The organism is Paenibacillus sp. JMULE4 (assembly GCF_013337105.1).
GTDB lineage: Bacteria > Bacillota > Bacilli > Paenibacillales > NBRC-103111 > Paenibacillus_G > Paenibacillus_G naphthalenovorans.
On sequence record NZ_SGWF01000011.1, the window covers coordinates 139,913 to 165,866 of the forward strand.

Sequence of the window (25,954 nt, forward strand, 5' to 3'; positions counted from 1 at the left end):
GGTCATCGTCATGGAAGAAGTCCGAAAAGTTCTGGCCACTGACGCCGCCCTGGAACTGATCGAGTTTTTGAAAGCCAAATACGGTCCTGTCATGTTTCATCAATCGGGAGGGTGCTGCGACGGCAGCTCTCCGATGTGCTACCGCGAAGGCGAATTTCTGATCGGCGAATATGACGTGTTATTGGGGGAAATCGGCGGAGCTCGCTTTTATATGAGCCGGGCCCAATATGAATACTGGAAGTTTACGCAGTTAATCATTGATGTCGTTCCCGGCAGGGGAGGCATGTTCTCGCTGGAGGGACCGGAAGGACGCCGGTTCCTGACACGCTCCCGCGTTTTCACGGACGAAGAATTAAAGGCGCTTCAATTATAAGCAGGGGTAAATACAATACTATAGTCTAATGGCCATTTGAGGCAATGAATAGGGTACGCAAGGGGCAGGGGGATTTTCCTCCTGCCCTTTTCGTCGCTATTTTACATGCATAGTACAAGTTAAGAAACGAATACATTATGATGTCATGCGCGAAGGGAGAGATTCCAAATGATCAACCGACAGGATGCCAAAACATATCGCTTGAATATTTTTTATGGCGAATCGGATTTGAATCGGATCATTGATGATTTGGCCAAACAAACGGTCCGGAAAAACGCGGGAGATTTTGTCTGCCGGGGAGTAAAAAAAAGCCGGACGTTTAGACGAGCTGTGTAGCGGATGACGGGAAGAGGAGTATCATTCACCGGCCTTTTCCGGTTCGCTCCGAGAGATCCGTTTGATATATTCTGGAGGTTCCGCAATGAGGGTTGCGAATGAGACAGGAAATAAGACGGCCATTTACGTGAGGGTCAGTACGACGAAGGAAAGCCAAAAAGACAGTCCCGAGCATCAAGAAGCCGTTTGCCGGGAAAAAGCGCGTCAAATGGAATTGGAAGTTTTGGAACAATTCATCTATGAAGACAGGGATACGGGTACGACTATTGTTCATCGCCCTGCCATACAACAACTGATCCTGGATGCGAAAAGAGGGGAATTTCGAAATGTCATTTTTGCCTCATTATCGCGTTTTTCAAGAGATTCCCTGGATTCCTTATCGCTTAAACGAATATTGGTCGATACGCTTGGGATCAGATTGATTTCACTGGATGAAGGATTCGATTCTCTTATCGACTTGGACGAGTTAAAATTTCAGATCCTATCCGCAGTCAATCAGAAATTAAGCGAACAAATCAGCTTCAGCTCCCGTCGGGGAATAAGACAGTCCGCTCTGAAAGGAAATTTTATCGGAAGCGTGGCTCCTTATGGATATAAAAAAGTGATGATAGATAATAAGAAGACATTAATACCGGACGATCAGACCAAAGGAATTGTCCAATTAATATTTCAACTATACACTGCTCACAAAATGGGAGAGAAACAAATCGTTAAATATCTGAACGAGGAGAAGAAAATTGCTTCACCCAAAGGGGGTGTTTGGGGGCTTTCTTCCGTGCAGCGGATATTACAAAATGAAGCCTATACAGGAGTTAACGTATTCGGCAAGTATGAGTCCAAACTGATTTATAATAATACGGAGGATCTCTCGGACAGAACAAAGAAACTGGTCAAACGGGATCAAGAAAAATGGGAACGGGCAATTCATCCTGTGACTCATGAAGCGATCATCGATACAGAGCTGTTCAAACTGGCTCAAGAGATCCGGCTGCAGCGCGGTGGCGGGAAACGTGGCGGAATACGAAACAATAAAAATTTGTTTGCAGGTATCATACAATGCTCCCACTGCGGGGCGGCCATGGTCACCCTGCGGTCAAAAGGCCGGCAAACCCATCGCGAAGGCAAAGAATATCGATACTTGATTTGTTCCAAACGGAGGAGGCAAGGAGCTGCAGGATGCCATAATGATTATTGGCTTCCTTATTATCCGTTTAAAAAGGATTTGCTTGACATCATCTCCGATCATGTTGCGCAAAGCAGCTTGGCAGAAGATTTATTTGAAAAATATAAAGACTTATTGAACATCAATAATGACGATAGCGGTAAACAAATCCAATATGCTGAAAAGCAGCTTGAAAATCAACGCAAGCTATTATTTAAACTTCGAAAAGAAAAAATGCAGGGGACTTTGGACGAAAAGCAATATGAATTTGAGAAACAGCAATACGAAGCCGATATCTTTGCATTGGAAAAAAGGCTGGAAGAACTCAGGAATAACCATGAAAAGAAAAACAACTTGAATGAGTTATATGAGGAAGTCATGGATTCATTGGACGATTTGGTGACATTGAATTTCGATGACGAAGATGAATTTGAAGAACTCCGGTTGATTATTTTGAAATTAATTGAGCGGATTACCGTTGACCGCAAAGGAAACATTTCTGTTAAGACAACATTCGGACCCCAATGGAAAGATCTTGCTGCTCAGGAGGATGAAGCTGCCGGTGGGAAGCACTCATACTAAAATGATGCCACTTTCAAACCACATCACGAATGTAATGCAAAAACTCAACGTAAAGGGACGTTCGCAGGCGGTTGTCGAGCTGATCAAGCTTGGGGAGTTGCAGATCTGAAAAATTTCATTGACCCTAACAAAGCCTTCTTTTTGCGGTTCCTCTGCATAGAGGATCGTGAGACGAGGGCTTTTTGGTTTGGGGAGAAAATTTGATATAAATTTTAAAATTTTCCTTCAACATCTTACCCATTATGTGATATATTAGTACAGGACTAAAGTTCTAAAATATGCCAGCAGAAAAACCTGACGAAAGTAAGGAGGAACCGCATTTAGGACTATTTTTGAGAACCCTTTATATAGATATTTATAGTAAGAAATACCTATTAAGCATGAGATAATAAAACAAATGTATCATGAGGTGTAATGAATGAAGCTTACGATTGGCAAAAAAATGTTGGGTGGATTTCTTAGTGTTTCTTTACTTTTTGGAATCATTAGTTTTATATCGTATTACAACATCAAGAAGGTAGACGAATCCTATTCCGATTTGGTTGAGCGCCGGGTCATCATTTTATCCAATGCCAAGGATATGCAAATCAGTGCTTCGCGGCAAATTTCCGGTATGCGAGGGGTGTTGATGCAAGAAGAAGGTTCATCGGAGATAGTAGCAACCGCTATTAATGATCTGAGCGAGAAGATCAATGCTACCATCCAAATAGTCCAACGTGAAGAACTCAAGGCTAAATTACAAAAGCTGCAAATATTGAATGCCGATTTCAAATCGCAATCCGATGCGATAATCGCTTCGGTGAGAAGCAATCCCGAACAAGCTGTACGTCAATCAAACCAAGTTTTATTTCCATTAGCTAGAGAAATAAGGGACATGTCAGACCAAATCGCCAATGAACAAGCAAAATTGATGGAAGAAGCAAGTGCGGCTAACCGTCAGTTAGTAGACTCGGTTGTGACTACCGTTCTTTTTCTGAGTGTTTTTGCTTGTATTTTGGCCGTATTGATAGGGGTATATATTACTCGAATCATCAAAAAACCTATTTTAACTATAGCCGCCAGTGCAAAGGAAATTTCATCAGGGATTCTTACCGGGGACGATATTAAGGTGAAAAACCGCGATGAAATTGCGGATCTGGCAAACTCCTTCAATCAAATGAAGATGAACCTCCGGCAATTGATTGGTCAGGTAAGTAATAATGCCAAGCAGGTTAGTGCCACTTCACACGATTTATTTGAAAGTGCTGAACAGACCAGCAAAGCTACGGAGCAAATATCGATTGCCATTCAAGAGGTGGCATTTGGCTCTGAAAAACAGGTTCACAGCGCCGCGGAAGCGAATCAGGCGGCCGCTGAAATTTTAAGAGGGATGAATCAGGCGGCCTTGTCCATTCAATCTGTTGCTGATCTGACTACAACAGCCAACGAAAAAGCCTCCGCTGGAAATAAAGTGGTGACGCAGGCTATGGAACAAATGAATGTTATGCAGCGCTCAGTGGGACACACCGCAGAGGTGATGAATGCGCTTGGCGAAAAGTCAAAAGAAATCGGTCATATTGTTCAGTTGATTACCGAAATATCCAATCAAACCAACCTGTTAGCTCTTAATGCTGCGATAGAAGCTGCGCGGGCCGGGGAACATGGAAGAGGTTTTGCTGTAGTTGCCGATGAAGTACGAAAATTAGCAGAACAATCCGGAGACGCGGCGGGTCAAATTCGTCAACTGATCGGCGAGGTTCAAGCGGAAGCGGACAAGGCTGTTCAATCGATGGACGAAGGGGCTACTGTTATACTTGAGGGTATTCAAATGGTTCATCAAAGCGGTGAAGCTTTCAGAGACATCGTCAAGGCGATCGAACAAGTTGCTGCCGAATCTCAAGAGGTATCTGCTATCATAGAACAAGTGAATTCAAGCTCACAAAGTATGGCGGAAATGATGGAAGGCGTGGCACATATCGCTGAACAATCGGCAGGAAATACACAGAACGTGGCTGCTTCAGCAGAAGAACAAAATGCCTCCATGGAAGAAATATCAGCCTCTGCGGAATCCTTAAGCAAGATGGCTCAAGATCTGCAGGAAATGATAAGCAAATTCAAAGTGTAATATCTATGAATCCTCAAAAGCTTTCTTTTTACGCTGCCTCTAAGTGGAGGGATCGTAAGACGGGGGCTTTTTTTGTTAAGCGTTGCCTTAAAAAGTCATTTCCCATGCATATTGCAAACCGAAAATCAACATATTATTTGGTAAATGAATGTTCTTGGGAAGGAAGTTTGTTATGAAATTTTGGACTGGATGTATAGCGGTGATGCTGATTCTTGGTTCCGTCTTGGTTGCTGAAGCGCAAGAAATTGCAATTCCGACCAAACAGGCTGCTATTGTTATTGACGATTTTGGTAACAACATGTTCGGAACCAAAGAGATGATGAACCTGCCTTTTCCGATTACCGTTGCGGTTATGCCATTTTTGCCAACGACCAAAAGGGATGCGGAATGGGCGCACCAAGCCGGTCATGAAGTGATAGTCCATATGCCGATGGAGCCCAAGTCAGGGAACAAAGACAAATGGCTTGGACCCGGGGCGATTACGACCGACCTCGCCGAAGAGGAAATCAGGCGGCGTATTAACGCCGCGATTGATGATGTTCCCCATGCTGTCGGCATCAATAATCACATGGGTTCAAAAGTGACGGCCGATGCTCGCATCATTCGCATCATACTGGAAGAATGCCAAAAAAGAGGGATGTATTTTCTGGACAGCCATACGAATTACCGGAGCATTGTTTCCAAAACGGCGTCAAAAGTCGGAGTCCCTTGTATTGAAAACCATATTTTCCTGGATGATATCAACACGAGGGAGCATATTTACAAGCAAATTACATTGCTTCAGGAGCATTTGAAGGACCATGACCAATGCGTAGCGATAGGGCATGTTGGAACCCGAAAGAAAACGGCAGCGGTTTTGGGAGATGTCATCCCTAAATTAAAGAAGGAAATTCAATTTTTGCCTGTATCCGCACTGGTCAAAAAACAGCCGCCCTTATAAGCAGCAAGCCGAGGGTCATCCGCTTGTTGTCTGCTAGTGGATCAAACGGCGAGCACCCCAATAATGCGCATCATAATAAGGCGTACCGAAAAGGGGAGTGATTTTGACTTCTTTGGTCCCTCCGTAGGTGCTTGCATGGAGTATTTTATTGTTCCCAAGATAGATGGCCACGTGAGAAACTCCGCTGGTATAGGTTCCGTACAGAAATACCAGATCGCCTTTGCGAAGATCGGATTTATTTACAGGCGTCCCCATTTGGCTGATCAATGCTGCAGAATGAGGAAGGTTGAATCCGTTTTGATTAAAGGCATATTGGACAAATCCCGAACAGTCAAAAGCAACATACGGCGTATCTCCGCCAAATACATACGGTGTTCCAAGCTGTTTCAACCCCGTTGCAATGACGGCATCGGCTTTGGCTTCCCAGCTCTGTTTTTGAGCGGTGGAGCGGGGAAGATGGATCACCACGCCTGCATAAATGTTTTGCGGGTCCAGGTTAGGGTTGGCCGCTATCAGATCGGACAGTTTAATATTCAGCTTTTGCGAAACGGTCCAGAGCGTATCAGAGTCCGTGGCTATGTATTGATTGGGAGCGTTTGCAGCAGCGACACCGCTAAATAAAAAGGTTCCGGCCAATACGGATGAAACGATCATTTTTTTCATTTGTTACCTCCTGTATGTTATTCTAGTTGCACTAACCATTCTATCAAGGATGAAGAAATCGAATAAAGGGGTAAATTCTGGAATCGGAAAAAGGAAACAAATGAGCGTTTTCACACGGTTTGGATGAGATAATGGATTTCATTAGCAAAATTCTATATAATGAATGGATAAGGGTTAAGGGAGGGATAACCATGCGTATCAAGAATAAAGGCATACGGTTGTTTTTTTTGCTGTTCATTCTGCTTGCGCTGGCAGTGGCTTCGGTCAGTCCCTTCATTACTATCGATCCTATATCCAGAGGGTTGTCGTCATCCTTGGGACATTCAACGTATTCCTCAGGTACGATGGTTTTCCAGCAGGTCATGATGACATACCTGATCGCAGCTTTTTCTATGGCTTGCTGTCGGGACCTGCTGAAATTCTTGTTGTTCCGAATGCCGATCAATCGTTTTGATTGTACGGTTCCTAAGCGGATGAGGAAGGTTCTGCTGTACCCGATCAAGTTTACTTCACATTTTGTGGCGTTTTGAAGCCTGCATGTTTGATCGATACATTACAATAACCGATTCGGATACAAAGTGAGCTTTCAGGAGGTCATTGAATTATGCCAAATATCAGAGAAATCGATTTGCCCGGCATCGGCCGCAAATTTCAACTTATTACCCGTGGAGGAGACAAACTGGTCATCATTATCCACGACGACGGAAGAAGAGAACTTTATCATTTTGAACATGAAGATCCGGATGACAGCATTTCTATGGTAACTCTCGACGACGACGAAGCACGCATCATAGGCAGCATCATCGGCGGAATGAATTATAAGCCCAAAGCGCTGGAGACCATTGAAGTGGAACTGGATGATTTGACCATTGAATGGTACAAGGTCGAGCCGAACTACAAATGTGTCGGCCTGTCCATCGGGCAGTTGGAAATCAGGCAAAAGACGGGCACCAGCATTATTGCGGTGGTTGAGAAAGATCACAGCAAGAAAATCAATCCGGGTCCGGATTACGTGTTTAAAGCCGATTCCATGCTGATTGTTGCCGGAGAACGGAAACATTTAAAACTCCTCAAACAGATTTTGGTTAGCGGGAGTGAATAAGCATGGATCATATCGTTCTGGAGGTAGGTCTTGCTATTTCACTCATTGCTATCGCGGGCTTGTTATCCGCTAAACTGCGCTTTTCCGTTATCCCGTTTTACATTTTGGTCGGTATGGCGGTAGGTCCTCACGCCCCCAAAATCGGATTTTTCGATTTCCGCTTCATTGAGAGCGCGCCATTGATCGAATTCATGGGCCGTCTCGGAGTTCTTTTCCTCCTCTTTTATCTGGGACTGGAATTCTCTGTCGGCCGTTTGATTAAATCAGGCAAATCCATCGCCGTCGGCGGCACGATATACATCGCGATTAACTTTACTTTGGGCCTTCTGCTCGGCTGGATGCTGGCCCTTCCTGTAAAGGAAATATTAGTCGTTGCAGGGATAACCACGATTTCTTCAAGTGCCATTGTCGCTAAGGTTTTGGTAGATTTAAAAAGAACAGCTAACCCCGAAACCGAGATGATTCTTGGCATTATCATGTTCGAAGACGTATTTCTGGCTGTCTATATCTCGATCCTCTCCGGACTTGTCCTAAGCGGCGCTTCCTCGCTTGGCGGCGTATTGCTTTCCGCTTTAATGGCTTTGGGATTCATGCTCTTCTTTATCATCCTTGGCCGAAAGGCCGTACCATTCTTAAACCGTGCATTAAATATTCGATCCAATGAACTCTTCGCGCTTGTGATTTTTGGCACTTTGTTTTTGATTGCAGGCATTGGTGAAACAATTCACGTTGCCGAGGCCATCGGCGCGCTGCTGACCGGGCTGGTTCTGGCGGAGACAGAGCATATGAAGCGGATCGAGCACCTCATCCTTCCTTTTCGGGATTTCTTCGGAGCCGTGTTCTTCTTCAGTTTCGGCTTGTCGATTGATCCGCTTACTTTAGGCGGAGCCGTGTGGTACTCTCTGGCGGCCGTCGTCGTTACATTGATCGGAAACTTCATTGCAGGCATGCTCGCGGGGAAATACGCCGGCTTGTCATCCAAAGCGTCGGCGAACATCGGGCTTACGATTGTGTCACGTGGCGAGTTTTCCATCATTATGGCGAACATCGGCAAAGCGGGCGGATTGCTTGCGATTCTGCAGCCGTTTGCTGCGCTCTATGTTTTGATTCTGGCGATCCTGGGACCGCTGCTGACTAAAGAATCCAAGTGGGTCTACACCATGCTGAACCGCATTATTCCGCTTGAGAATACAAAAAAAGAGCAGAAGACTCCTGCTCGGCAGATCGATGAATCTTGAAAATAAAAATGCAGATGAAAGATAAAGGCAGGCATCCGTACCTGCACATGCTGCTCCGGTATGGCTTGTTCGCAGCCGGTATCGTTCTCGTATCCGTAGGATTGGAGCTGTTTCTGAGACCCAATTGGATCGTGCCTGGCGGTGTTCAAGGCCTCTCGATCATGCTGGCGTATATCACCGAAATGCATATGGGGTTGTTTCTTTTTCTGCTTCACCTTCCGTTTGTTCTTCTCACGGGAGTGAGGCGAAAGGACATTTCCGCCTGGATGGCTTGGATCGGCCTGCTGCTGCTTACTTTCGTTACGATGCTGCTGCACCCCGTACCGCCGGTGACCGAGCATCCGCTCGCTGCATCGGTTGCCGGAGGACTGATGCTCGGGATCGGTACCGGAATGATGGTCAAATATGGTGCGCACACGGACGGAGTAAGGGAAACGGCAGTATGGTTAAGGAAAAAAACGAGGCTTTCCACCGCTGAGCTCGTGACTCTGATTCATATCGGCATTCTGGCTTTGGCCGGGTTCCTCTTTGGTTGGGAACAAGCTTTGTACTCCATTATTTCTTATTTCCTGGCTTACTGCTCGCTGCAGTTCATGCTAAGGAACCATTTTGATCTGATGATGGTGTGGATCAGGACCAATCATGCATCCGCCGTGAAAGAAAAGGTGTCCGAGGCATACGGCGATCAAGCGGTATGGGTATCTTCACCGGCTTATTCCAACACATCCCCGAATGAACTGTTTCTCATCATACCGCGTGAACTTATGACCCGGATCCAGCCGGTTCTGTCGAGCGCGGACCCTGAGGTCTCCGTGATTTTCACTCCGATCAAACCATCGGAAGCGGCGGAATATACGCGGCGATAGCGACAAAGAGGCACCCTCATGGGATGCCTCTTTGTCATTTATTTCTTTTTGAAAACGTTCATATTTTTATCAAAAAGCAGCCATGACTTTCAGGCCGTATGAATTGACAACCCTTTGAAAAGAATATACGATTAATTTTATATGCCTAACTATAACTTTGCAGTACCGGGCTGAGACCGTTGAAAGGCGCGGATCGCGCTTTTTCCAAGGGTTTTCTGTTGTCAAATGGTTTTTTTTGTGAAAAACCTGCGTAATCTGCCGGAAACCTGAATGTTTTGGGCCTTTTCGGTGTATAATGGAATTATATCAACCTATTATAGTAAAATATACTTATATGCCTGACTGCAAGGTATCCAAGGAGGAAACGGATATGGATAACATCACATCTCTGTCGGAATTGCTGGCAGAGCAGAAGGCGTCGTCGTATATAGAAATTCCAGGGGTCATCTCCAGAACATTCGGCCAAACGACGCTTTCTACAACATTGCCCATGAGCAAGCTTTTCGCCATCTATGAAGTGGATTTGGAGGTTCAGCGCTCCATCGTCCCGCAAAACTTGTCCAAAATGATGGACTATATCATGCTCTATCTGGATCACGGACAAGGGATTTATTTTCCGGGGATTATTTTGTCTGCCCGCGGTGCCGGTGAATATGATCCGGATTCACGCTTATACAGACTTCAAGCCATCGAGAAACTGTACGTGGTCGACGGGCAGCATCGCTTGGCGGCATTCCGGCGTTTGATGGAAACGCTGCAAAGCGCTATGGCGCGGGCCAAAGACCGCAGAGAGTACGATCGTATGGAGGAGATTTCGGCGAAGCTGAGCAAGCTGTACACGTTCCCGATGTCCACGATGATTTATCTTGATATCAATGCGCGTCAAGAGCGCCAGCTGTTCTCGGATATCAATAAGCTCCCGCGCAAGATCGGCGGGAATTTGGCGGTTTTGAGAGAGCAGCGCAGATTTTATCATGTCCTTGCTTCCCGTCTGGCACTGGAAACAGAGGTGATGAAACAAATTCCGGTCGATATGTTTACCGAGCGGGGCAAAGGGCCGGAGTACCTGTTCTCTTATCACCTGCTGATCGAGATAATGATTGGTTTGTTTGAAGGGCGTTTGAAGTCAGCCGCCCGGAACAACGGGTATTACTTCGAGGATCAACAGGTGGAGGAGCACATGAAGCTGGCCGTCCATTACTTTGAGAGCCTGCTGAAGTATTTGCCTGCGCCGGAAAAAGGCGAATTGTGCTGGTCGGAGAACCTGCAAATCGCTCTGTCCATGTTCTTCCATGATGAAGTGACCAAAACCGGCACGTTTAACAAATATGCGCTTGACTATGCGCTTAAAATTTTGCCTCACATCGATTGGGATGCCATTTACACTGGGGATGAGAAAGACCGTTTGCCCAGACGCTCCCGCATTATGAAAGCATACCAATATATTAAAGATTTTTATCAGGAGCACCATATGTTCCTGATTCGTGAAGACTCGCTTGCTGAACAAGTTTTCCAAACGGATAACACTAAGGAGGACGTTGGCTAATGGACGGCTTAAACCTACAAATGACGATCCATCCGTTTTGCGATCGTTTTGGACTTGCAACGGTAGCCATTCAAGTACAGGATTTGTTGAACTATACAACGATCGACCCGATGGTGCAGAGGAAGCTGAGCGCCGGTCAGCGCCGCAAAATTGCGAACTATTTGCAAGAACGCGATCTTGACCGCGTGTTTTTTGGCCCGGTTACGCTCAGCCTGCGGGATGTCAGCAGCTTGGCTAAGGCGGATAACGGTTTGTTTCTGCGCCCGGGTTCCAAGCTGAGCATACTCGACGGACAGCACCGTATTCTTGCGCTGGGGTATGTAGGCGAGCAAATGCTCAAAGAAGCCCGCAGCCTGGAAAAGAAGGTTGCCGCTTTGAAGATCAAGCATCGCAAGACGCCGGACAATGCGGAAATTGCCGCCGAGCTGGAACAGCTTGAAGGGCAGGTAGAGCAGTTGGAGCGCCGCCGTCTGGAGCTTATGGAAAGCGAGCTGGCGGTTCAGATTTATATCGGCCTTAGCGAAGAAGAAGAAAAGCAGCTGTTTGGAGACATTAACTCCAAGGTGCAGCTGGTAAGCAAGGAGCTCGGCCATTCGTTCGACTCCATCGACCCGCTCAACGTTGTTATTCAGCAGGTAGTGGATCATAACGTGTTCTTGAAGGGCGCGGGCGTGGAACGCAGGGCCAACCTGACCGCATACAACAAAAATTTCACTTCGTTCAGCTGGTTGTATTCTACGGCCACCATGTTGTTTACCGGGAAGATGCAGCCGTCTTATGAGCTGGCGCGTAAGATCAAGCAGGATCCTTCCACGTATATCGAGATTTTGCACCAGTTCTTTACCACGCTCATTCCGTTGATGCCGGAACAGCCTGGTCTGCCTCAGTACAGTTCGTCTTCGCGTGCCATGCAGGAGAGTATCGCGCTTTATGCGAACCGTTATTTGTTTGCGGACGGCAAATATGTGAAAAACTGGACGACCTGTTTGAACATTTTTGAAGGCTTCGACTGGACCCATGAAAACGAGCAGCTGATCGAACGTTTCGGGCTGCTTGACAATGGGAAGCTGAACCTCATTCATGAGAAATCGCTGCGCAAACACGCCAAACTGGTTGAATTGTTCCAGGAGATGCATGGCGACCCGGTCAATGAAGATGAAGCATCAGCATAATCGAAAATGAGAAAAGCTCCACGGCGACCCATAGGTTTCTGTGGAGCTTTTTTGGTTTCCGGAGCGATGTAAACTTAAACGCCGGTCAGTTTGTTGATGACCATAATTGCCGCACCGGTGGCAAGCGCATCTTCCCCCAAGGAGCCCTGGCTGAACACGACCTGGTACTTCGGATAGTAGTAGGTTCTTTGGATGGCGACGCGAGTGGCGGTATGGAAAAAACCGGGATGGCTGCCGATCAAAGCACCGCCGAGAATGACTTTCTCGGGATGCAGAATATTGAGCAAATTGGATAATCCGATGCCAAAATAAGTGGCGGCCTGAGTGAACAATTCGACGGTTAGAGGATCATTCTCGCGCAAAGCCTGTCCCAGATGAGCAAACGTGATTTTCTCCGGATCCGGCTCCATACGGAGCAATAGGCTGTCACGCCCCTGCTTAAGCCGGCGCTGAGCCTGCCGCTCCAGCGCATGAATGGAGGCGTACGATTCCCAGGCGCCGAAATTGCCTTCATCCCACAGCCGGGTCCCGTCGGTTTGAATAATCATCTGCCCGACGGCTCCTTCCATGTCCACTGCCCCGTAAACGACCTGCCCGTTCGTCATCATGGCCGAGCGCAGGCCGACGCCGACATGAATATACAGCAGATGCCGATAATCCCGCCCGCGGTCGGACCAGGACTCTCCGATCAGGGCGGTATTGGCCCCGTTGTCGAGGAGAACGGGAAACCCGAGCCTCTGCCCCAGAACGTCGGTCACGTGCACCTGGTTCCAGCCCTCAGAAGGGAAATATAAGGGTTCCAGGATGGTGCCCGAGGCTCGATCGACCGGTCCTACCGCCCCGACACCCATGCCAAGCACTTTATTTGAGGAAATGCCGCGCCCGGACATCATCTTCTGCGCCGTCAAGACAATCTCATCAAACAGTACATCCGGACTAAGGCTCTCGGTCATCACCCAGGTTTTCGACTCCAGCTTGTTCATTTGCAGGTCGAAGAGCATCAGCTTGGAGTACATTCTGGATATATCCAGTCCGAACACATAGGCATAGTTGGGATTAATGGTGTATAGAATCGGCCTTCTGCCGCCTGACGATTCTCCAAAGCCCGCCTCCAGGATCAGCCCTTGCGCCGTTAGCTCTTCAAGGGTTCGGGTCAGGGTGCTGCCGGTCAGGCCGCTCTTATCGAGGAGGTCGATTTTGGATACGGTTCCCACTTTTCGTATTTGTTCAAAAATATCTTTTGCTTTCCGGCCGGAAATTCTTCGTTCCAGGCTATCATGTTCCATGATCTTCCTCCGATGCCAGAATCATTGCTGATTAAAATATAATTATACTATACTCGTGACGGGTCGGAAACAATAACGTGATTTTTGCGGCCGTGTTCTGGTAAAATAGGGTGTAGTTTGTAATATTCAATCGGCTGTATGAGATATGCGGGAAGGGACGATGGAGAGATGGCGGAGTGGTTTGAAAAGAGCTTTGGACAAGATTATTTGTTGGTATATAAACATCGTGATTTACAAGGGGCTTATGAAGAGGTTCATCGGATGATGGACTGGCTGGAGCTGCCGGAAGGAGCGAGAGTGCTTGATTTATGCTGTGGAATGGGCCGCCATTCGATGGCGCTTCATGACTTTGGCTTTCAGGTCACGGGAGTCGACCTTTCTGAGGTGCTTTTGGCAGAGGCGAAGAAGCTGGACAGGAAGGGTGAAGTGCGATGGATTCAAGGAGATATGCGCAGCGTGCCTTTGACGGAGCAGTTTGATGCGGTTGTTAATTTGTTTACGTCCTTCGGTTATTTTACCGAGCCTTCTGACAATGAAAGGGTATTAAGGGAAATTCAAAGACTGCTTAAACCGGAAGGACGTTTCATTATCGACTATTTGAATCCGTCTTATGTGGCCGCTCACCTCGTCCCGCATTCGGTGCGTACGGAAGGCGGGATTACCATCGACGAACGGCGTCGGATCGAGGATGGGTTCGTCCGGAAAACGATTGTGCTGCAGGATGAAAAGAACCGGGAAGAACGGGTTTATGATGAGCAGGTGAGGCTAATTGATCGGGAAACCTTTCTTCAGATGCTGAGCAGGGCGGGATTGGCTGCAGATGCCGTGTACGGCGGCTACGATGCTTCTCCATATGAGCCCGATGACTCCCAACGGATGATTTTTGTAGGCAGGAGGGAAGCGTAGGATGTCAAGTCGATTGTCGTTATCCACTACGGTTACGGAGCACGGCGATGTTCTGCAGGTGAAAGTTCCGCTTCCGTTTCCTTTGCGCTTTGTCAACAGCTATCTGCTGCCCGGGCCCGGCGGCTGGACATTGATCGATCCGGGCCTCCGGACGGAAGCGGCCGAATTGCTGTGGGAGTCGGTGCTCGCCGAACGGGGGATTCGTTTTGACCACATCGAGCGAATCGTGCTCACTCATCATCATCCCGACCATTATGGCCTGGCAGGATGGTTTCAGGAACGCTCGGGAGGCGCTCCCGTCTTGATGTCGCAGACGGCCTGGGAGCAAACCCGTCTCCTGTGGGGCGAGGATCAGCCTATGACGGAAAAGCTGATGGCGCTGTTTCGAACCAACGGGCTGCCCGCGGAGCTGGAGAAGGCGGTGCGGGAGAATATGGACAGCTTCGTACAGGCCGTATTGCCGCAGCCGCAAGTCACCATTATTGATGAAGCGCAAAAAGTAAGGCTGGGCAAGGACGACTACGAGCCTATACATACGCCGGGGCATGCTTCCGGGCACCTGATCTTTTATCGTGCGGAGACGGCAACGATGTTTTGCGGCGACCATGTGCTGCCGCAAATTTCGCCTAATGTCAGCTATTTGCCCGGTATCGACGAGAACCCGCTTGCAAGCTATATGGCGAGCTTGGAGTTGATCAGCCGCTACGAGGTGCGCCTGGCGTTTCCGGGCCACCGGGAGCCGTTCGCTCATTTGCAGCAGCGGGCGAAGGAACTGATCGCTCATCACCGTCAGAGGCTTGAATCAATGCGTGTTCTCCTGACGCAGCCGCGTACGGCTTATGACGTATGCCGCGCCGCCTTCGGAGAGAAGCTGAGCACGCACCAGCTCCGGTTCGCTCTGTCGGAGACGGTGGCGCACCTGATCTGGCTGCGCGAACAAGGGGCGGCGCGGTGTACAGAGCGGGACGGCATCATCCGCTATGAGCAGCAATAAGCCGAGCGTGCCTGTTCCGGCGCGATAAGCGAGATCCGGTGCTTTCTGCATATTTTACTGCAAAATGGGAAATATGAGACCAGTAAGAAATGCAGAGCTCTTGCTCTCTGCCATGCGCAAAGGAAGGGGAAGGCTCAATGACAAAAGACGGCATGCCGCCGAAAGGCGCACCGCTCCGGCTGCTGCTTCCGGTCATCGCATGCCTTGTTGCGGCAACCGGCTGCAGGGCATCTGATAACGAATCGATGAGGCCGCTTCCGTACGAAGGGGCGCGGCTGACGATGGCCGGAGTTGACGATGGTTCGGGAGGACTGCGCGTAACGACTTCGGAGCACTTCACCCGCTTGGCGGGCGGGAAGCTGCAGACTTATGCGGCGGCGGAGCCGCGCTCGCAATCCTTTGCCACCTTCGCGGACGCAGCTTGGCAGTGGGAGCAAAAAGCGTCTCCGCAATTTATTGCCGTCGGTGAAGCCTGGGTGCGTACTCACGGCTTCCCGGCATCCTGGGCCAAGCAGCTGCAGCGGCTTGGTGTGAGGCAAGGACGCAAGCCCTTGCTTGCCGTTGTGGAAGGCTCGGCCGAGCGATGGGTGCGCAGCCCCGGCGGAGCGGAAGGCGGTATGGCGCTGCTCGGCCAAAGCGGCTGGGCCTTAGACACGCTGGGCGCCTATGATTCCCGGTATGGCGACGACCTTGTCCTGCCTTATCTGCCTGCGGAGGCGTTATCCCGGTCGGGCGAGGGCAGCCGGAAGACAACTCCTCAGGCCCTGCTGTTTAAAAATCAAAAGCTTGTCACCGTGCTTTCCGCCGGTCAAAGCGAACTGCTTTCCTGCTTGCGGGGCAGCGATCTGCCTCGGCTTGTTTGGCCGGGGACGGATCAGGCAGAATCCGCCGCCGGCAGATCCACAACGCTTCGGCAGGTTTCCTGCAGGGCGGATATAGCCGCCAATGGCGATTTAAAGCAGCCGAAGCTGAGGGTGGTTTTGACGGTATCGGCGCTTTCGGACGGACGGTCAACCGCCGGGCAGTGGAAAGAAAGGCTGAAGCAGCAGGGGGCGGAGCTTATCCGTTCTCTGCAGGAGCTTCGGACCGACCCGCTGCGTCTGGGGGAAGCCGTCCGTAAGCAGTACAGCGGCTTATGGACGCAAGAACGATGGAGAGAAGCGCTGTCTCGGGCGGAAATCAAATTGGACGTTGACGTCAATTTACATGGAGGTACGTAAACAATGAATGCACGATATCCGTGGAAACGGGGAACGGTATGGTTCTTTGCACTGCTCCTCGCGTCATCTCTGTTTGCCTTAACGGCCTGCCAGAAGGATCAGACTACGCCCCCGCAGGGGCAAAATCAAAATCAAGGAGACCAGGCTGCCAACCCGCCGGCGGCTCAGGTGGAGCTTGTGCCGATCAGCTACACGGAGGCGGACAAGGAGAATATTCGAAATACTGCCAAGTTTACCGGCGTCGCTTCCGTTTATGTACCGCAAAAAGCGGTTCCCGATGACAAGATCGACCAAGTGCAGGGCAACGGGAAGGTGATGACGGTGAAATATAAACATATGGCTGTCCTGGAGTCGCCTGAAGAGCTCAGGCCGCCGGGGCAGGAGTCCGAGAAAGAAGTGAAGCTAAGCATTGGTACAGCCGACTGGTTAACGGTAAACGGACAGCGCGCGCTCTATCTGAAGCAGGGGGACACGTTTATCGCCATCCAGCCCCTCCAAGGCACTGCTCCGGAAGCCATAGAAGCCATTGCCGAAACGCTGGCGCCGCTCGAATAAACAGCCTGACCTGTAAACAAAGAGGGCGATGCTTCTCATCCATGAGAGGCATCGCCCTTGTTTTTACGGAGCGGTATTACCGCATTCCTTTCTCTTTTTCTTCCTGTTTGCGGTGTGCAATCCGACTGCTGGCCGATGCGGCGATGGCTCCGACGATATCGTCCAAAAACGTATGCTTGCGCTCGCCGTTTTTATCGTTAAGTTCTTTTACAATACCCGGTTTGAGCTTGTCGATATAGCCGAAATTCGTCAGACCGATGCTGCCGTATACGTTAACGATGGAGAGCGCCAGGATTTCATCGCAGCCGTAAAGCCCTTCATCGTTCTCGATCATTTCCTGCAGAGGGGACATCAGTTTGCCCTGCTCCGACAAGATATCCAGCTGAATGCCTGTCAGAATGGCATTTTGCACTTCCCGCTTGGACAACACCTGTTCCACGCTGGACAGGCATTCTTCCATCGTCAGGTTATCATAATAATCTTTTTGCAGAAAATACGTCAGTTCTGCAATATCCTCAGTCCGGACCCCGCGTTTCATAAGCCATTCACGGGAGGCTTCAGCCACTTCCTTGCTGTTCAAAGTGTATTTCATGAGGACGCCTCCTTCGTATTTTCGATCTGGCGATTCGCTTTTTTTGGGGGAAACACATTTTTTATTATAGGCTTCCAAGGACAGGAAAATCAAGGATTCTTCCGCTCTAAGAGCTAGAAAGGCAGATCCGAATGAGGCAGATAAATTATTGTCATAAACTTGTCTCTGTCTCGTATACATAGAGTAAAAAAAGGACAACACCCCGACAATCAAGGAGGAAAAGCAATGAAACAGTACAAATGGACACGGTGGGCCGCCGTTACCGGCATTGTGGTGCTGCTGGCTTCCGGCTGCTCGGAAGCGACAAAGGAACAATCCCAGCCGATCGATCCTCCACAGACCGGGACGGATGCCGGGGCCGCGGGGGCCAAAGCCGTCTTGGCTGCCATTGCCAATCCGATGCAGATTACGGTATATGCAAAGGATGAGAAAGGTTTTGTCGCACCTATTGCCTTACAGGTCGAGAAGACAGAAGGCACAGCCAAGAGAGCTCTGGAATATATGGTGGAAGGCGGGCCGTCACAAGGCCGGCTTCCGGCGGGATTCACGAGTCTGCTGCCCAAAGGAACCGAAATTAAAGGCATCAATATTAAAGATAAGCTCGCTATCGTAGATTTCTCCAATTCCTTCACAGATTATAACCTGCAGGACGAAAGGAAAATATTGGAGGGCATTACTTGGACGCTTACGAGCTTTCCGACCGTGGACAAAGTGCAAATTCGCGTAGAGGGTAAGGCGCTGAAAGAAATGCCCGTCGGCGAAACGCCGTTGGACGAAGCGCTGACTCGGGAGATGGGCATCAACCTGGAGAAATCGGAACACGTGGAATACGGGCAGACGACTCCTGTGACCCTTTATTTCCTGAATCAAAATCAGGAAGAATACAGCTACTATGTGCCGGTGACCCGATTGATCAAGCGGACCGACGAGGTCGCTGAAGCGGTTGTGCAGCAGCTTATAGCCGGTCCGAATGAGAAGACAGGCTTGAGCGCCGTGATGACGCCCGGCGCGGAGCTGCTCAAGGTTAGCAAAGCGGAGGATATCATCACGGTCAATTTCTCCGACAAGATGCTCGGACCGGATCATAAAGCTCCGGCCGAAGCGTTGAGAGCCGTTGTGCTTTCCTTGACGGAGAATGCGGGAGCGGCCACCAAAGTGCAAATTTTGGTCAACGGGAAAGCGGGTGTGAGCACGACGGACAACCAAAGCTACGCGAAGCCGGTGTCCAGACCGCAGGCGGTCAATCAGATCAAATTGTAAGTCTTATACTCACGAATATTTCCCCCTTTATGCGGCGGTGTCCGATAAAGGGGGAATTTTAACCAATTCTATTGATGAACAAGGGCGTCCTTAACGGAAATCGGTGCCGGTTGGTTTTCCGGATTTGCTCTGGTACAATAAGGAGCGTCAGAGCAAAAGGAGGAAGAAGCACTTGATGAGAAGCGACGGCCGAAGAGCCGATGAAATCAGGCCGGTAAAAATCACGGCGAATTATAATAAACATGCGGAAGGCTCCGTGCTCATCGAAGTGGGCGATACCAAGGTGATCTGTACCGCTACGATAGAAGAGCGGGTGCCCCCGTTTATGAAAGGGCAGGGCAAGGGCTGGGTAACGGCGGAATATTCGATGCTGCCCCGCGCGACCTCGGTCCGAAACCAGAGGGAATCGGCCAGAGGCAAGCTGGGCGGCCGAACCATGGAAATTCAGCGGTTGATTGGCCGTGCGCTGCGTTCTGTCGTTCAACTGGATGCGCTTGGAGAACGGTCCGTCACACTCGACTGCGACGTGATTCAAGCGGATGGCGGAACCCGTACGACGTCGATCACGGGGGCGTTCGTAGCGATGGCCATTGCGATCGATAAACTGGCAACCGACAAAAAATTAAGCCGTTTTCCGATCATTGATTTTCTTGGCTCGGTCAGTGTGGGCGTTATCCAGGAACAAGCGCTTCTTGATTTGAATTACGACGAAGATTCCAAGGCCAAGGTGGATATGAATGTGGTAATGACCGGCAGCGGCAAATTTGTAGAGGTTCAAGGGACAGGAGAGGAATCGCCGTTCTCCCGCAAAGAGCTCGATGAGCTGCTGTTGTTAGCTGAGCTTGGCATCCAATCCATGATCAGTGAACAGGAAAAAGTGCTCGGAGTGATCTCTGAACGGATCAGGGGGGCTGCCCATGCTGCTTCCCGGGTCTGAAATCCTTATTGCAACGAAGAACGCGGGAAAGGTAAAAGAGTTCGAATCCCTCTTTCGGGACAAAGGCTTGACGGTTCGCAGCCTGCGGGATTACCCGGACATTCCGGACATCCCGGAGGATGGGGAAACTTTCGCGGCCAACGCGCTGATTAAAGCGAGGGCGATCGCCCTGCGGTTCGGAGTCGCGGTCGCTGCCGACGATTCCGGATTATGCGTAGATCGGCTGGACGGCGCTCCCGGAGTGTATTCCGCGCGTTACGCCGGAGAGCCGCCGGATGATGCGGCGAACAACCGCAAGCTGCTGGATGAACTGGGTAAGCGCGCAGCGCCTGCTCAAGGCCCCGCGCCGGGCGGGCCTGTATATCTCAGCCCGGCCCGGTTCGTGTGCGCCATAGCGCTTGTGGACAAGCATGGCGAGCCTGTAGCCGAGGTTGAAGGGGAATGCGAAGGAGTCATCATCGATTCGCCGAGGGGAGAACGGGGCTTCGGATACGACCCCCTCTTCTATGTGCCGGAGCTTGGCCGTACGCTTGCCGAGCTTACGATGGAGGAGAAAAACGCCTTGAGCCACCGCGGCCGTGCGCTGCGAAAGCTGTGGGACATGCTTGACCGCAAATAAATGACGGGACAAGCCTGCACGGTGAAACATTCCGGCAGTTCGTCCCGTCATTTTATTTAGAGGCCGATTTCCGTACGCCGTCAGCGAATGCCCACTTTGTAGGCGCGAAGCCAGGTGTCCACTTGGGCAAGGTAGGCCAAGAGCTGGGGTCCTGTCATCAGCTGTCCGAACCAGGGAAGGTCGAACCGGCTGCCGTCGTCCTCGGCTAACGCGCGGATTTTGGCAACATCGATAAATTGCAGCAGCGGCGAGGAGGAATCGTGTAAAATGTCCAGAACCCAGGAACGGACGGCCGACAAGTAATTTGGATTGTGTGTTTTCGGATACGGGCTTTTTTTACGGGTCAGCACGTCGTCGGGCAAGGAGCCCTTGAGCGCTTTCCGCAAAATGCCTTTTTCACGGTCGCCCGCTGTCTTGACTTCCCAGGGAATGTTCCAGACGTATTCAACGAGCCGGTGATCGCAAAAAGGTACGCGAACCTCAAGTCCCACCGCCATGCTCATCCGGTCCTTCCGGTCGAGCAGGGTCGGCATGAACCGGGTGATATTGAGATACGACATCTCGCGCATCCGGTTTTGCTGCCGGTTCTCGCCGGCAAGCCGCGGAACTTCGGATAACGCCTGGCGGTACCGTTCCTGAACATACTGCTCCGGCTTCACCCAATCGACAAAATCAGGCGACAGCAAAGCGATGCGCTCCGGAGTGGCGAGCGACCAGGGGAAGGTTTGCGCGTTCAGGGCATCGTCACGATGAAACCAGGGATAGCCGCCGAATATTTCATCCGCGGCCTCGCCGGAAATCGCCACCGTAGCGCCCTTTTTGATTTCCCGGCAGAACAAGTACAGCGAGCCGTCGACATCGGCCATCCCCGGCAAATCACGGGCGTACACTACATTTTTCAGGGAGTCTACAAGCTCCGGCGTATCAAATTCCAGCGCGTGATGAACGGTGCCCAAGTAATCCGTCATCCGTTGGATCCAGGGCGCATCGGCGTTCGGCTGGAAGGCGCTCGTTTTGAAATGCTTGTCATTATCCACGTAATCGATCGAGTAGGTATGCAGTGTGCCGAGCCCTTGCGCATGATAATGACGGGAAGCAAAAGACGTAAGCGCGCTGGAATCCAGTCCGCCCGAGAGCAGTGTGCAGACCGGCACGTCGGAAGCAAGCTGGCGTTGAACCGTATCCTCCAGAAGCTCACGCACCTTCCCGGCAGTGGCTTCGACGGTATCCTCGTGAGGCTTGCTTTCCAGCTTCCAGTAAGCGCGGATGCGAATGCCGTTCGTATCCAGGACCATGCAGTGGCCGGGCTTCAGCTCGTGCATATTTTTGTATACGCCGTGCCCGGGGGTACGCGCCGGTCCTAAAGCGAAGATCTCGGCCAGCCCCTCCCCGCTGATTTGGGCGGGAAAATCGGGATGTGCGAGAATGGCTTTAGGCTCCGAACCGAACAGAAGCCGTCCGTCCGTGTAGGAATAAAAAAACGGCTTGACGCCGAGCCGGTCGCGGGCCGCGAACAGAGTTTGCTCTTCATCATCCCAAACGGCGAAAGCAAAAATGCCGTTAAACCGATCCACGCAGGCCCGGCCCCATTCGATAAACGCCACGAGGAGCACCTCGGTGTCGCATGCGGTTAGAAAACGGTGACCGCACAGCTCCAGTTCCTTTTTCAGCTCGGGGGCATTATACAGCTCACCGTTGTATACAAGGCTGTACGTATTGTCGCCTGCTCTCCGCGTCATCGGCTGTACGCCGTTCTCCGGGTCCATGACGCTCAGACGGCGGTGGCCGAGGGCGCAGCGGGGCGTGATCCAGGTGCCGGAAGCGTCCGGACCGCGGGGGGCCAGCGTATCCGTCATATTTTCAATAATGGACGGATACTGCGTCAAGTCTTTGTGCCAATCAATCCATCCCGTAATTCCACACATAGTCTTCATCCTTTCTGATCTCTGGAATTCCTCCAGGCTAACAAGCTTATCCAAGGAGCGACAGCAAGATGTTAAAGGTTATGCGGGAAAAACGCGATTCATGTCTGTCCGTAGCGGGCGGACGGCTCATAAACTTGACGAACAATTGGACAAACGATCGAATAAAAGTTACACTAAAGCGTATAAAACCATTGGGTAAGTTCTGCCTTGCGCGGCCTATGAAACAAAAAAGCGGAGTTTTGGTTCCCTTTTTTCATCACGGCGCAGGACAGGAAGGCAGAGAATCAACATGAAAGGTGGTCATAAGTATGAAAAAGACTTTATCGGAGCAGCAAAAGGAATATAAAGAAGCCAAGGAGCATTTTGAGAAAGTCAACAAAGAGTTCGAGCAAAAGCTGGCTACCACGAAGAAGCTGGGTACCGTAAACCAGGAAGTCATGGAGCGGCTTGTTGAAGATACCGGATTGCACACGGCCCTGAACCGTCTCGGAGCGGCGGAAGCTGCGCTTTTGAACTGGTCTCACCAGATGATTCAAAATGAACGCGACTACTTGCAAAACAAGGAAGCTGTCGACAGAATGTACGCCTTCATCGACAAAAATCCGCACATCAAGGCTCAATTGATCCAAGCCGCCATGAAAATGGACTAAGATCTGCGGACGAATGTCAAACCCCATACCAACGTACCAGTTGAAATTACATGCAGCCCGGATGGATGCCATCAGGGGCTTTTTTGTGATCAGCAGCCGCAGCAGGCAAATTTTGCTTTCGGCTTCTTTTTCGGGTACACTGGCATTCATAAGAAAGTCGCTTAAGGAAAGGCGGTGTCACATGAACGGACAATCGAACGATAATGTAATTCTATTTCCCAAAACCGTCGAGTACTATCAATATGAACTGACCCGTCTTCTGGAGTCGGAACAATACGGCGAAGCGATCAGGCTGCTGCGTTTCCTCCTTGCCTGCCAGTCCGGCGACGCAAGGGCGAGGGAAGAATGGCAATCGCTTCTGGATTGGCTGTATATGATGTTTCCCGATCTCATATTCAAACCCGAAAGCGACTTGGAGCAGGATCTGAACGAGACGGATTTGCTGCGCCAGCATCTGAGCGCAAAAGGTGAACAGAGCATGGAGTATGCCCAAAAGCTGCTGGAAAGCCTGAAGGAACACAAGGACGTGGACAAGCTGATGCTGGCGCTGGATCAGCTCGCTTTTTTGGATCATCCGGATATTGATCAAGCCCTGCTCGATTGGCTTACGCAGATGCCGCTTCATCCCATTGTTCAATTCAAAACGCTCCAAACGTTAAAAAAGCGCGGTGTCACCGGTGTTGTGGCGCTCCATAAGAACGGGGAAACGGCGGAGGTCGATATCGAGGATACGCCTGCGGGTTTCGACCAGTTCCCTTCGCAAATTCAAGATATTATCCATCGGGTGCAGGAAATCAGCGAAACGCAGCACCCGGCTTTATCCTATTTTGCAGGAGAAACCTGGAACGAATTCCTCGCGTTTATTTACGGCACCTCGTTTTATGACCAAATGCTGAAGCAGGAAACCGATTGCGTGGATGTTTGGGCCGCAGCGCTGCACTTGACGCTGTTGGAGCATCTGTTTGAGGGCGGAGACAAAGCGGAAATTCTGGAGCAGTACGGCATTACGTCCGATTTGGCGTTTCAATGGGAGCAGGCGTACCGGTTGATGCAGCAGTTTGCCTCGAATGTATTTACCCGAAGGGTTTGATCGGCGTCTCTATCGTTTTGCAACATTCATTTATACCTTGAAAACGTCACTCATTCTAGTTATAATATAATGGTTATATCGAGAGGCTTGTCCTCAGTTCGTTGCGGTAACAAATCATGGATGGAACATTTTTGGAAGGGGAAAGCATAAAATGAAAGCAAGCTGGGAAAAAATAGAGAAGAACGTAGCCGTTCTTGATATTGAAGTCGAAGCGGAACAGGTGGCCGCCGCCCTGGACAAGGCATTCAAGAAAGTCGTACAAAAGGTGAATGTCCCGGGTTTCCGCAAGGGCAAAGTGCCCCGCGCCATTTTTGAATCCAAATTCGGTGTGGAGAGCTTGTACCAGGACGCGCTTGATATTATTTTGCCGGACGCCTATGTTGCAGCCGTGCAAGAAACAGGCATCGAGCCCATAGACCGTCCTGAAGTAGACGTCGAGCAGTTCGGCAAAGGACAAAGTTTGAAGTTCAAAGCCAAGGTTGCCGTAAAGCCGGAAGTGGAGCTTGGCGAATACAAGGGCATCGAGCTCGAAGCGGAAGAAGCTTCCGTAACGGCGGAAGAAGTCAACGAAGAGCTGGAAAGACTGCAAAAGCGTCATGCGGAGCTGATTCCGGTGGAAGAAGGCGCTGCGCAAAACGGCGACATTGTCGTGATCGATTTCGAGGGCTTTGTAGACGGCGCTGCATTTGAAGGCGGCAAAGCCGAAAGATATTCCCTGGAGCTCGGATCGAACAGCTTTATTCCTGGTTTTGAAGAGCAGCTGGTCGGTTTGGAGAAAGGCGGCGAGAAGGACATTACGGTTACCTTCCCCGAAAACTACCAGGCGGAAGAGCTGCAGGGCAAAGAAGCCGTATTCAAAATCAAGCTGCACGACATCAAGCGCAAAAACCTGCCGGAGCTTGACGACGAATTCGCTAAAGACGTCAGCGAGTTCGAAACGCTTGAAGAGTTCAAGGCTGATCTAGAAAGTAAGCTGAAAGAGCGCAAGCAAAACGAGATCAACGCAAAGAGAGAAGCTCAAGTGGTGGAGAAAGCTGCTGCAGCGGCTGAAGTTGAAATTCCTGAAGTCATGATCAATGACGAGGCCGAGCAAATGGTTAAAGAATTTGAAGCCCGTCTGCGTACGCAAGGCATGAACATCGAGATGTACTACCAGTTTACCGGACAAAGCGTCGAGGACCTGAAAGGTCAAATGCGCGCCGACGCCGAGAAGCGCGTACGGAATAACCTGGTGCTCGAAGCCATTGCCAAGGCTGAGAACCTGGAAGCAACAGAAGAGGAAATCAATGCCGAGCTGGAGAATTTGTCCAAATTGTACGGCCGTTCCGCAGACGAGATCCGCAGCATCTTCACGTCCAACGGAAACATGCCTTCCCTGGTTCAGGACATTGTGAACCGTAAAACGGTTAAATTCCTGCTCGACAACAGCAAAACGGCGTAACGAGTAACGCTCATACCGCGTCACATACATTCAAAGGCACGTGTACTTCCATGCGTGCCTTTGTTTTACCCAAAAATTGCGTTTCTGCCGGCTGATGAATGCACATAAGAATGACATAGCAGTACAATAAGAAGTACATAGCTTTGCCTACGCCGTACATATGAACGTTGCGTAGTTGCGTACATAGCGGTATTAAGCCGCAAACGTTTAAACCGACAAAAGAACGGCTTTGCTTTTAGTACATAGTAAGCTCACGGAGAGCGCATAATGAGCAGTAGGCGGTTGCCGTCGTTCAGCATGGCGATGGAAGCGGCCGTGATGGTTGCAGGCGTGAGATCAGGGCGGGTCATTTGCATGAGAATGACTTTAGCCATTAAACGTGCTACAATGATTTT

At 50.3% G+C, this 25,954-nt stretch carries 26 protein-coding genes and 1 pseudogene; 22 read left to right on the forward strand and 5 right to left on the reverse strand.

Annotated elements, in window-relative coordinates; translation table 11 throughout:
- Nucleotides 1-10: 10 nt before the first annotated feature.
- From EXW96_RS05940 to EXW96_RS05960, 6 genes and pseudogenes are all read left to right on the forward strand, one after another.
- Complete coding sequence (locus tag EXW96_RS05940) at nt 11-373, forward strand: DUF779 domain-containing protein (RefSeq protein WP_054818982.1); 363 nt, start codon at nt 11-13, stop codon at nt 371-373.
- Between the two features lie 168 nt (nt 374-541).
- A complete protein-coding gene (locus tag EXW96_RS05945; protein ID WP_160327386.1) occupies nt 542-709 on the forward strand; it encodes a hypothetical protein in 168 nt (55 codons plus the stop codon).
- 85 nt (nt 710-794) lie between these two features.
- Entirely contained in the window at nt 795-2,453 is a 1,659-nt protein-coding gene (locus EXW96_RS05950; protein WP_054818983.1) for a recombinase family protein, read from the forward strand.
- A 16-nt stretch (nt 2,454-2,469) separates the two neighbouring features.
- A pseudogene (locus EXW96_RS27325) lies at nt 2,470-2,562 on the forward strand (LuxR C-terminal-related transcriptional regulator); the annotation flags it as partial.
- 309 nt (nt 2,563-2,871) lie between these two features.
- The gene (locus tag EXW96_RS05955) at nt 2,872-4,557 is read left to right on the forward strand and encodes a methyl-accepting chemotaxis protein (RefSeq protein WP_174350136.1); all 1,686 of its coding nucleotides are present in this window, start codon (nt 2,872-2,874) and stop codon (nt 4,555-4,557) included.
- A 172-nt stretch (nt 4,558-4,729) separates the two neighbouring features.
- Nucleotides 4,730-5,497 (forward strand): divergent polysaccharide deacetylase family protein, encoded by a 768-nt coding sequence (locus tag EXW96_RS05960; protein ID WP_235594135.1) that lies wholly within the window; start codon nt 4,730-4,732, stop codon nt 5,495-5,497.
- Between the two features lie 33 nt (nt 5,498-5,530).
- On the opposite strand, the gene EXW96_RS05965 is transcribed toward EXW96_RS05960, so the two are convergent.
- Nucleotides 5,531-6,160 (reverse strand): C40 family peptidase, encoded by a 630-nt coding sequence (locus EXW96_RS05965; protein ID WP_174350137.1) that lies wholly within the window; start codon nt 6,158-6,160, stop codon nt 5,531-5,533.
- 191 nt (nt 6,161-6,351) lie between these two features.
- Between EXW96_RS05965 and EXW96_RS05970 the strand changes: the two genes are divergently transcribed.
- The 6 genes from EXW96_RS05970 (at nt 6,352) to EXW96_RS05995 (ending at nt 12,084) form a co-directional block, all read left to right on the forward strand.
- Nucleotides 6,352-6,690 carry a hypothetical protein gene (locus tag EXW96_RS05970; RefSeq protein WP_174350138.1) on the forward strand — a complete coding sequence of 113 codons (339 nt, stop codon included), beginning with the start codon at nt 6,352-6,354 and terminating at the stop codon, nt 6,688-6,690.
- 74 nt (nt 6,691-6,764) lie between these two features.
- Complete coding sequence (locus tag EXW96_RS05975) at nt 6,765-7,262, forward strand: cation:proton antiporter regulatory subunit (protein WP_062409284.1); 498 nt, start codon at nt 6,765-6,767, stop codon at nt 7,260-7,262.
- 2 nt (nt 7,263-7,264) lie between these two features.
- Nucleotides 7,265-8,500, forward strand: a complete 1,236-nt coding sequence (locus EXW96_RS05980) for a cation:proton antiporter (RefSeq protein WP_062409283.1) — start codon at nt 7,265-7,267, stop codon at nt 8,498-8,500.
- A complete protein-coding gene (locus tag EXW96_RS05985; RefSeq protein WP_174350139.1) occupies nt 8,497-9,366 on the forward strand; it encodes a YitT family protein in 870 nt (289 codons plus the stop codon). Before EXW96_RS05980 ends, EXW96_RS05985 begins: the two co-directional genes overlap by 4 nt.
- Nucleotides 9,367-9,736: 370 nt before the next feature.
- Nucleotides 9,737-10,912, forward strand: a complete 1,176-nt coding sequence (locus tag EXW96_RS05990) for a DNA sulfur modification protein DndB (protein ID WP_174350140.1) — start codon at nt 9,737-9,739, stop codon at nt 10,910-10,912.
- The gene (locus EXW96_RS05995; protein WP_074727120.1) at nt 10,912-12,084 is read left to right on the forward strand and encodes a DNA sulfur modification protein DndB; all 1,173 of its coding nucleotides are present in this window, start codon (nt 10,912-10,914) and stop codon (nt 12,082-12,084) included. The genes EXW96_RS05990 and EXW96_RS05995 overlap by 1 nt, the downstream gene beginning before the upstream one ends.
- A gap of 74 nt (nt 12,085-12,158) precedes the next feature.
- Here EXW96_RS05995 and EXW96_RS06000 read toward each other — a convergent pair whose 3' ends face one another.
- On the reverse strand, nt 12,159-13,370 hold the full coding sequence (locus EXW96_RS06000; protein ID WP_174350141.1) for an ROK family protein: 1,212 nt from the start codon (nt 13,368-13,370) through the stop codon (nt 12,159-12,161).
- Between the two features lie 168 nt (nt 13,371-13,538).
- Between EXW96_RS06000 and EXW96_RS06005 the strand changes: the two genes are divergently transcribed.
- The 4 genes from EXW96_RS06005 to EXW96_RS06020 all read left to right on the forward strand — a co-directional run bounded on the left by EXW96_RS06005 (nt 13,539) and on the right by EXW96_RS06020 (nt 17,045).
- Nucleotides 13,539-14,276 (forward strand): class I SAM-dependent methyltransferase, encoded by a 738-nt coding sequence (locus tag EXW96_RS06005; protein ID WP_054818991.1) that lies wholly within the window; start codon nt 13,539-13,541, stop codon nt 14,274-14,276.
- Nucleotide 14,277: 1 nt separating this feature from the next.
- A complete protein-coding gene (locus tag EXW96_RS06010) occupies nt 14,278-15,270 on the forward strand; it encodes an MBL fold metallo-hydrolase (protein WP_137670552.1) in 993 nt (330 codons plus the stop codon).
- A 137-nt stretch (nt 15,271-15,407) separates the two neighbouring features.
- A complete protein-coding gene (locus EXW96_RS06015) occupies nt 15,408-16,490 on the forward strand; it encodes a Ger(x)C family spore germination C-terminal domain-containing protein (RefSeq protein ID WP_174350142.1) in 1,083 nt (360 codons plus the stop codon).
- 3 nt (nt 16,491-16,493) lie between these two features.
- Nucleotides 16,494-17,045, forward strand: coding sequence for a hypothetical protein (locus EXW96_RS06020; RefSeq protein ID WP_174350143.1), 552 nt, complete (start codon nt 16,494-16,496; stop codon nt 17,043-17,045).
- Between the two features lie 76 nt (nt 17,046-17,121).
- On the opposite strand, the gene EXW96_RS06025 is transcribed toward EXW96_RS06020, so the two are convergent.
- The gene (locus tag EXW96_RS06025; RefSeq protein WP_054818994.1) at nt 17,122-17,637 is read right to left on the reverse strand and encodes a phosphatidylglycerophosphatase A family protein; all 516 of its coding nucleotides are present in this window, start codon (nt 17,635-17,637) and stop codon (nt 17,122-17,124) included.
- Between the two features lie 225 nt (nt 17,638-17,862).
- Between EXW96_RS06025 and EXW96_RS06030 the strand changes: the two genes are divergently transcribed.
- From EXW96_RS06030 to EXW96_RS06040, 3 genes are all read left to right on the forward strand, one after another.
- Nucleotides 17,863-18,897: a GerMN domain-containing protein gene (locus EXW96_RS06030; RefSeq protein WP_174350144.1), complete on the forward strand. Its 1,035-nt coding sequence runs from the start codon at nt 17,863-17,865 to the stop codon at nt 18,895-18,897.
- Between the two features lie 175 nt (nt 18,898-19,072).
- Nucleotides 19,073-19,834, forward strand: a complete 762-nt coding sequence (gene rph, locus EXW96_RS06035; RefSeq protein ID WP_174350417.1) for a ribonuclease PH — start codon at nt 19,073-19,075, stop codon at nt 19,832-19,834.
- Nucleotides 19,815-20,453, forward strand: a complete 639-nt coding sequence (locus EXW96_RS06040) for an XTP/dITP diphosphatase (RefSeq protein WP_062409276.1) — start codon at nt 19,815-19,817, stop codon at nt 20,451-20,453. The genes rph and EXW96_RS06040 overlap by 20 nt, the downstream gene beginning before the upstream one ends.
- Before the next feature lie 80 nt (nt 20,454-20,533).
- On the opposite strand, the gene asnB is transcribed toward EXW96_RS06040, so the two are convergent.
- Nucleotides 20,534-22,378: an asparagine synthase (glutamine-hydrolyzing) gene (gene asnB, locus EXW96_RS06045; RefSeq protein ID WP_174350145.1), complete on the reverse strand. Its 1,845-nt coding sequence runs from the start codon at nt 22,376-22,378 to the stop codon at nt 20,534-20,536.
- A gap of 308 nt (nt 22,379-22,686) precedes the next feature.
- Between asnB and EXW96_RS06050 the strand changes: the two genes are divergently transcribed.
- The 3 genes from EXW96_RS06050 to tig all read left to right on the forward strand — a co-directional run bounded on the left by EXW96_RS06050 (nt 22,687) and on the right by tig (nt 25,559).
- Entirely contained in the window at nt 22,687-23,028 is a 342-nt protein-coding gene (locus tag EXW96_RS06050; RefSeq protein ID WP_054819242.1) for a hypothetical protein, read from the forward strand.
- Nucleotides 23,029-23,209: 181 nt separating this feature from the next.
- On the forward strand, nt 23,210-24,118 hold the full coding sequence (locus tag EXW96_RS06055) for a hypothetical protein (RefSeq protein ID WP_174350146.1): 909 nt from the start codon (nt 23,210-23,212) through the stop codon (nt 24,116-24,118).
- Between the two features lie 151 nt (nt 24,119-24,269).
- A complete protein-coding gene (tig, locus tag EXW96_RS06060) occupies nt 24,270-25,559 on the forward strand; it encodes a trigger factor (protein WP_062409272.1) in 1,290 nt (429 codons plus the stop codon).
- Nucleotides 25,560-25,810: 251 nt separating this feature from the next.
- On the opposite strand, the gene EXW96_RS28035 is transcribed toward tig, so the two are convergent.
- On the reverse strand, nt 25,811-25,933 hold the full coding sequence (locus EXW96_RS28035) for a hypothetical protein (RefSeq protein ID WP_302621108.1): 123 nt from the start codon (nt 25,931-25,933) through the stop codon (nt 25,811-25,813).
- Nucleotides 25,934-25,954 lie beyond the last annotated feature (21 nt).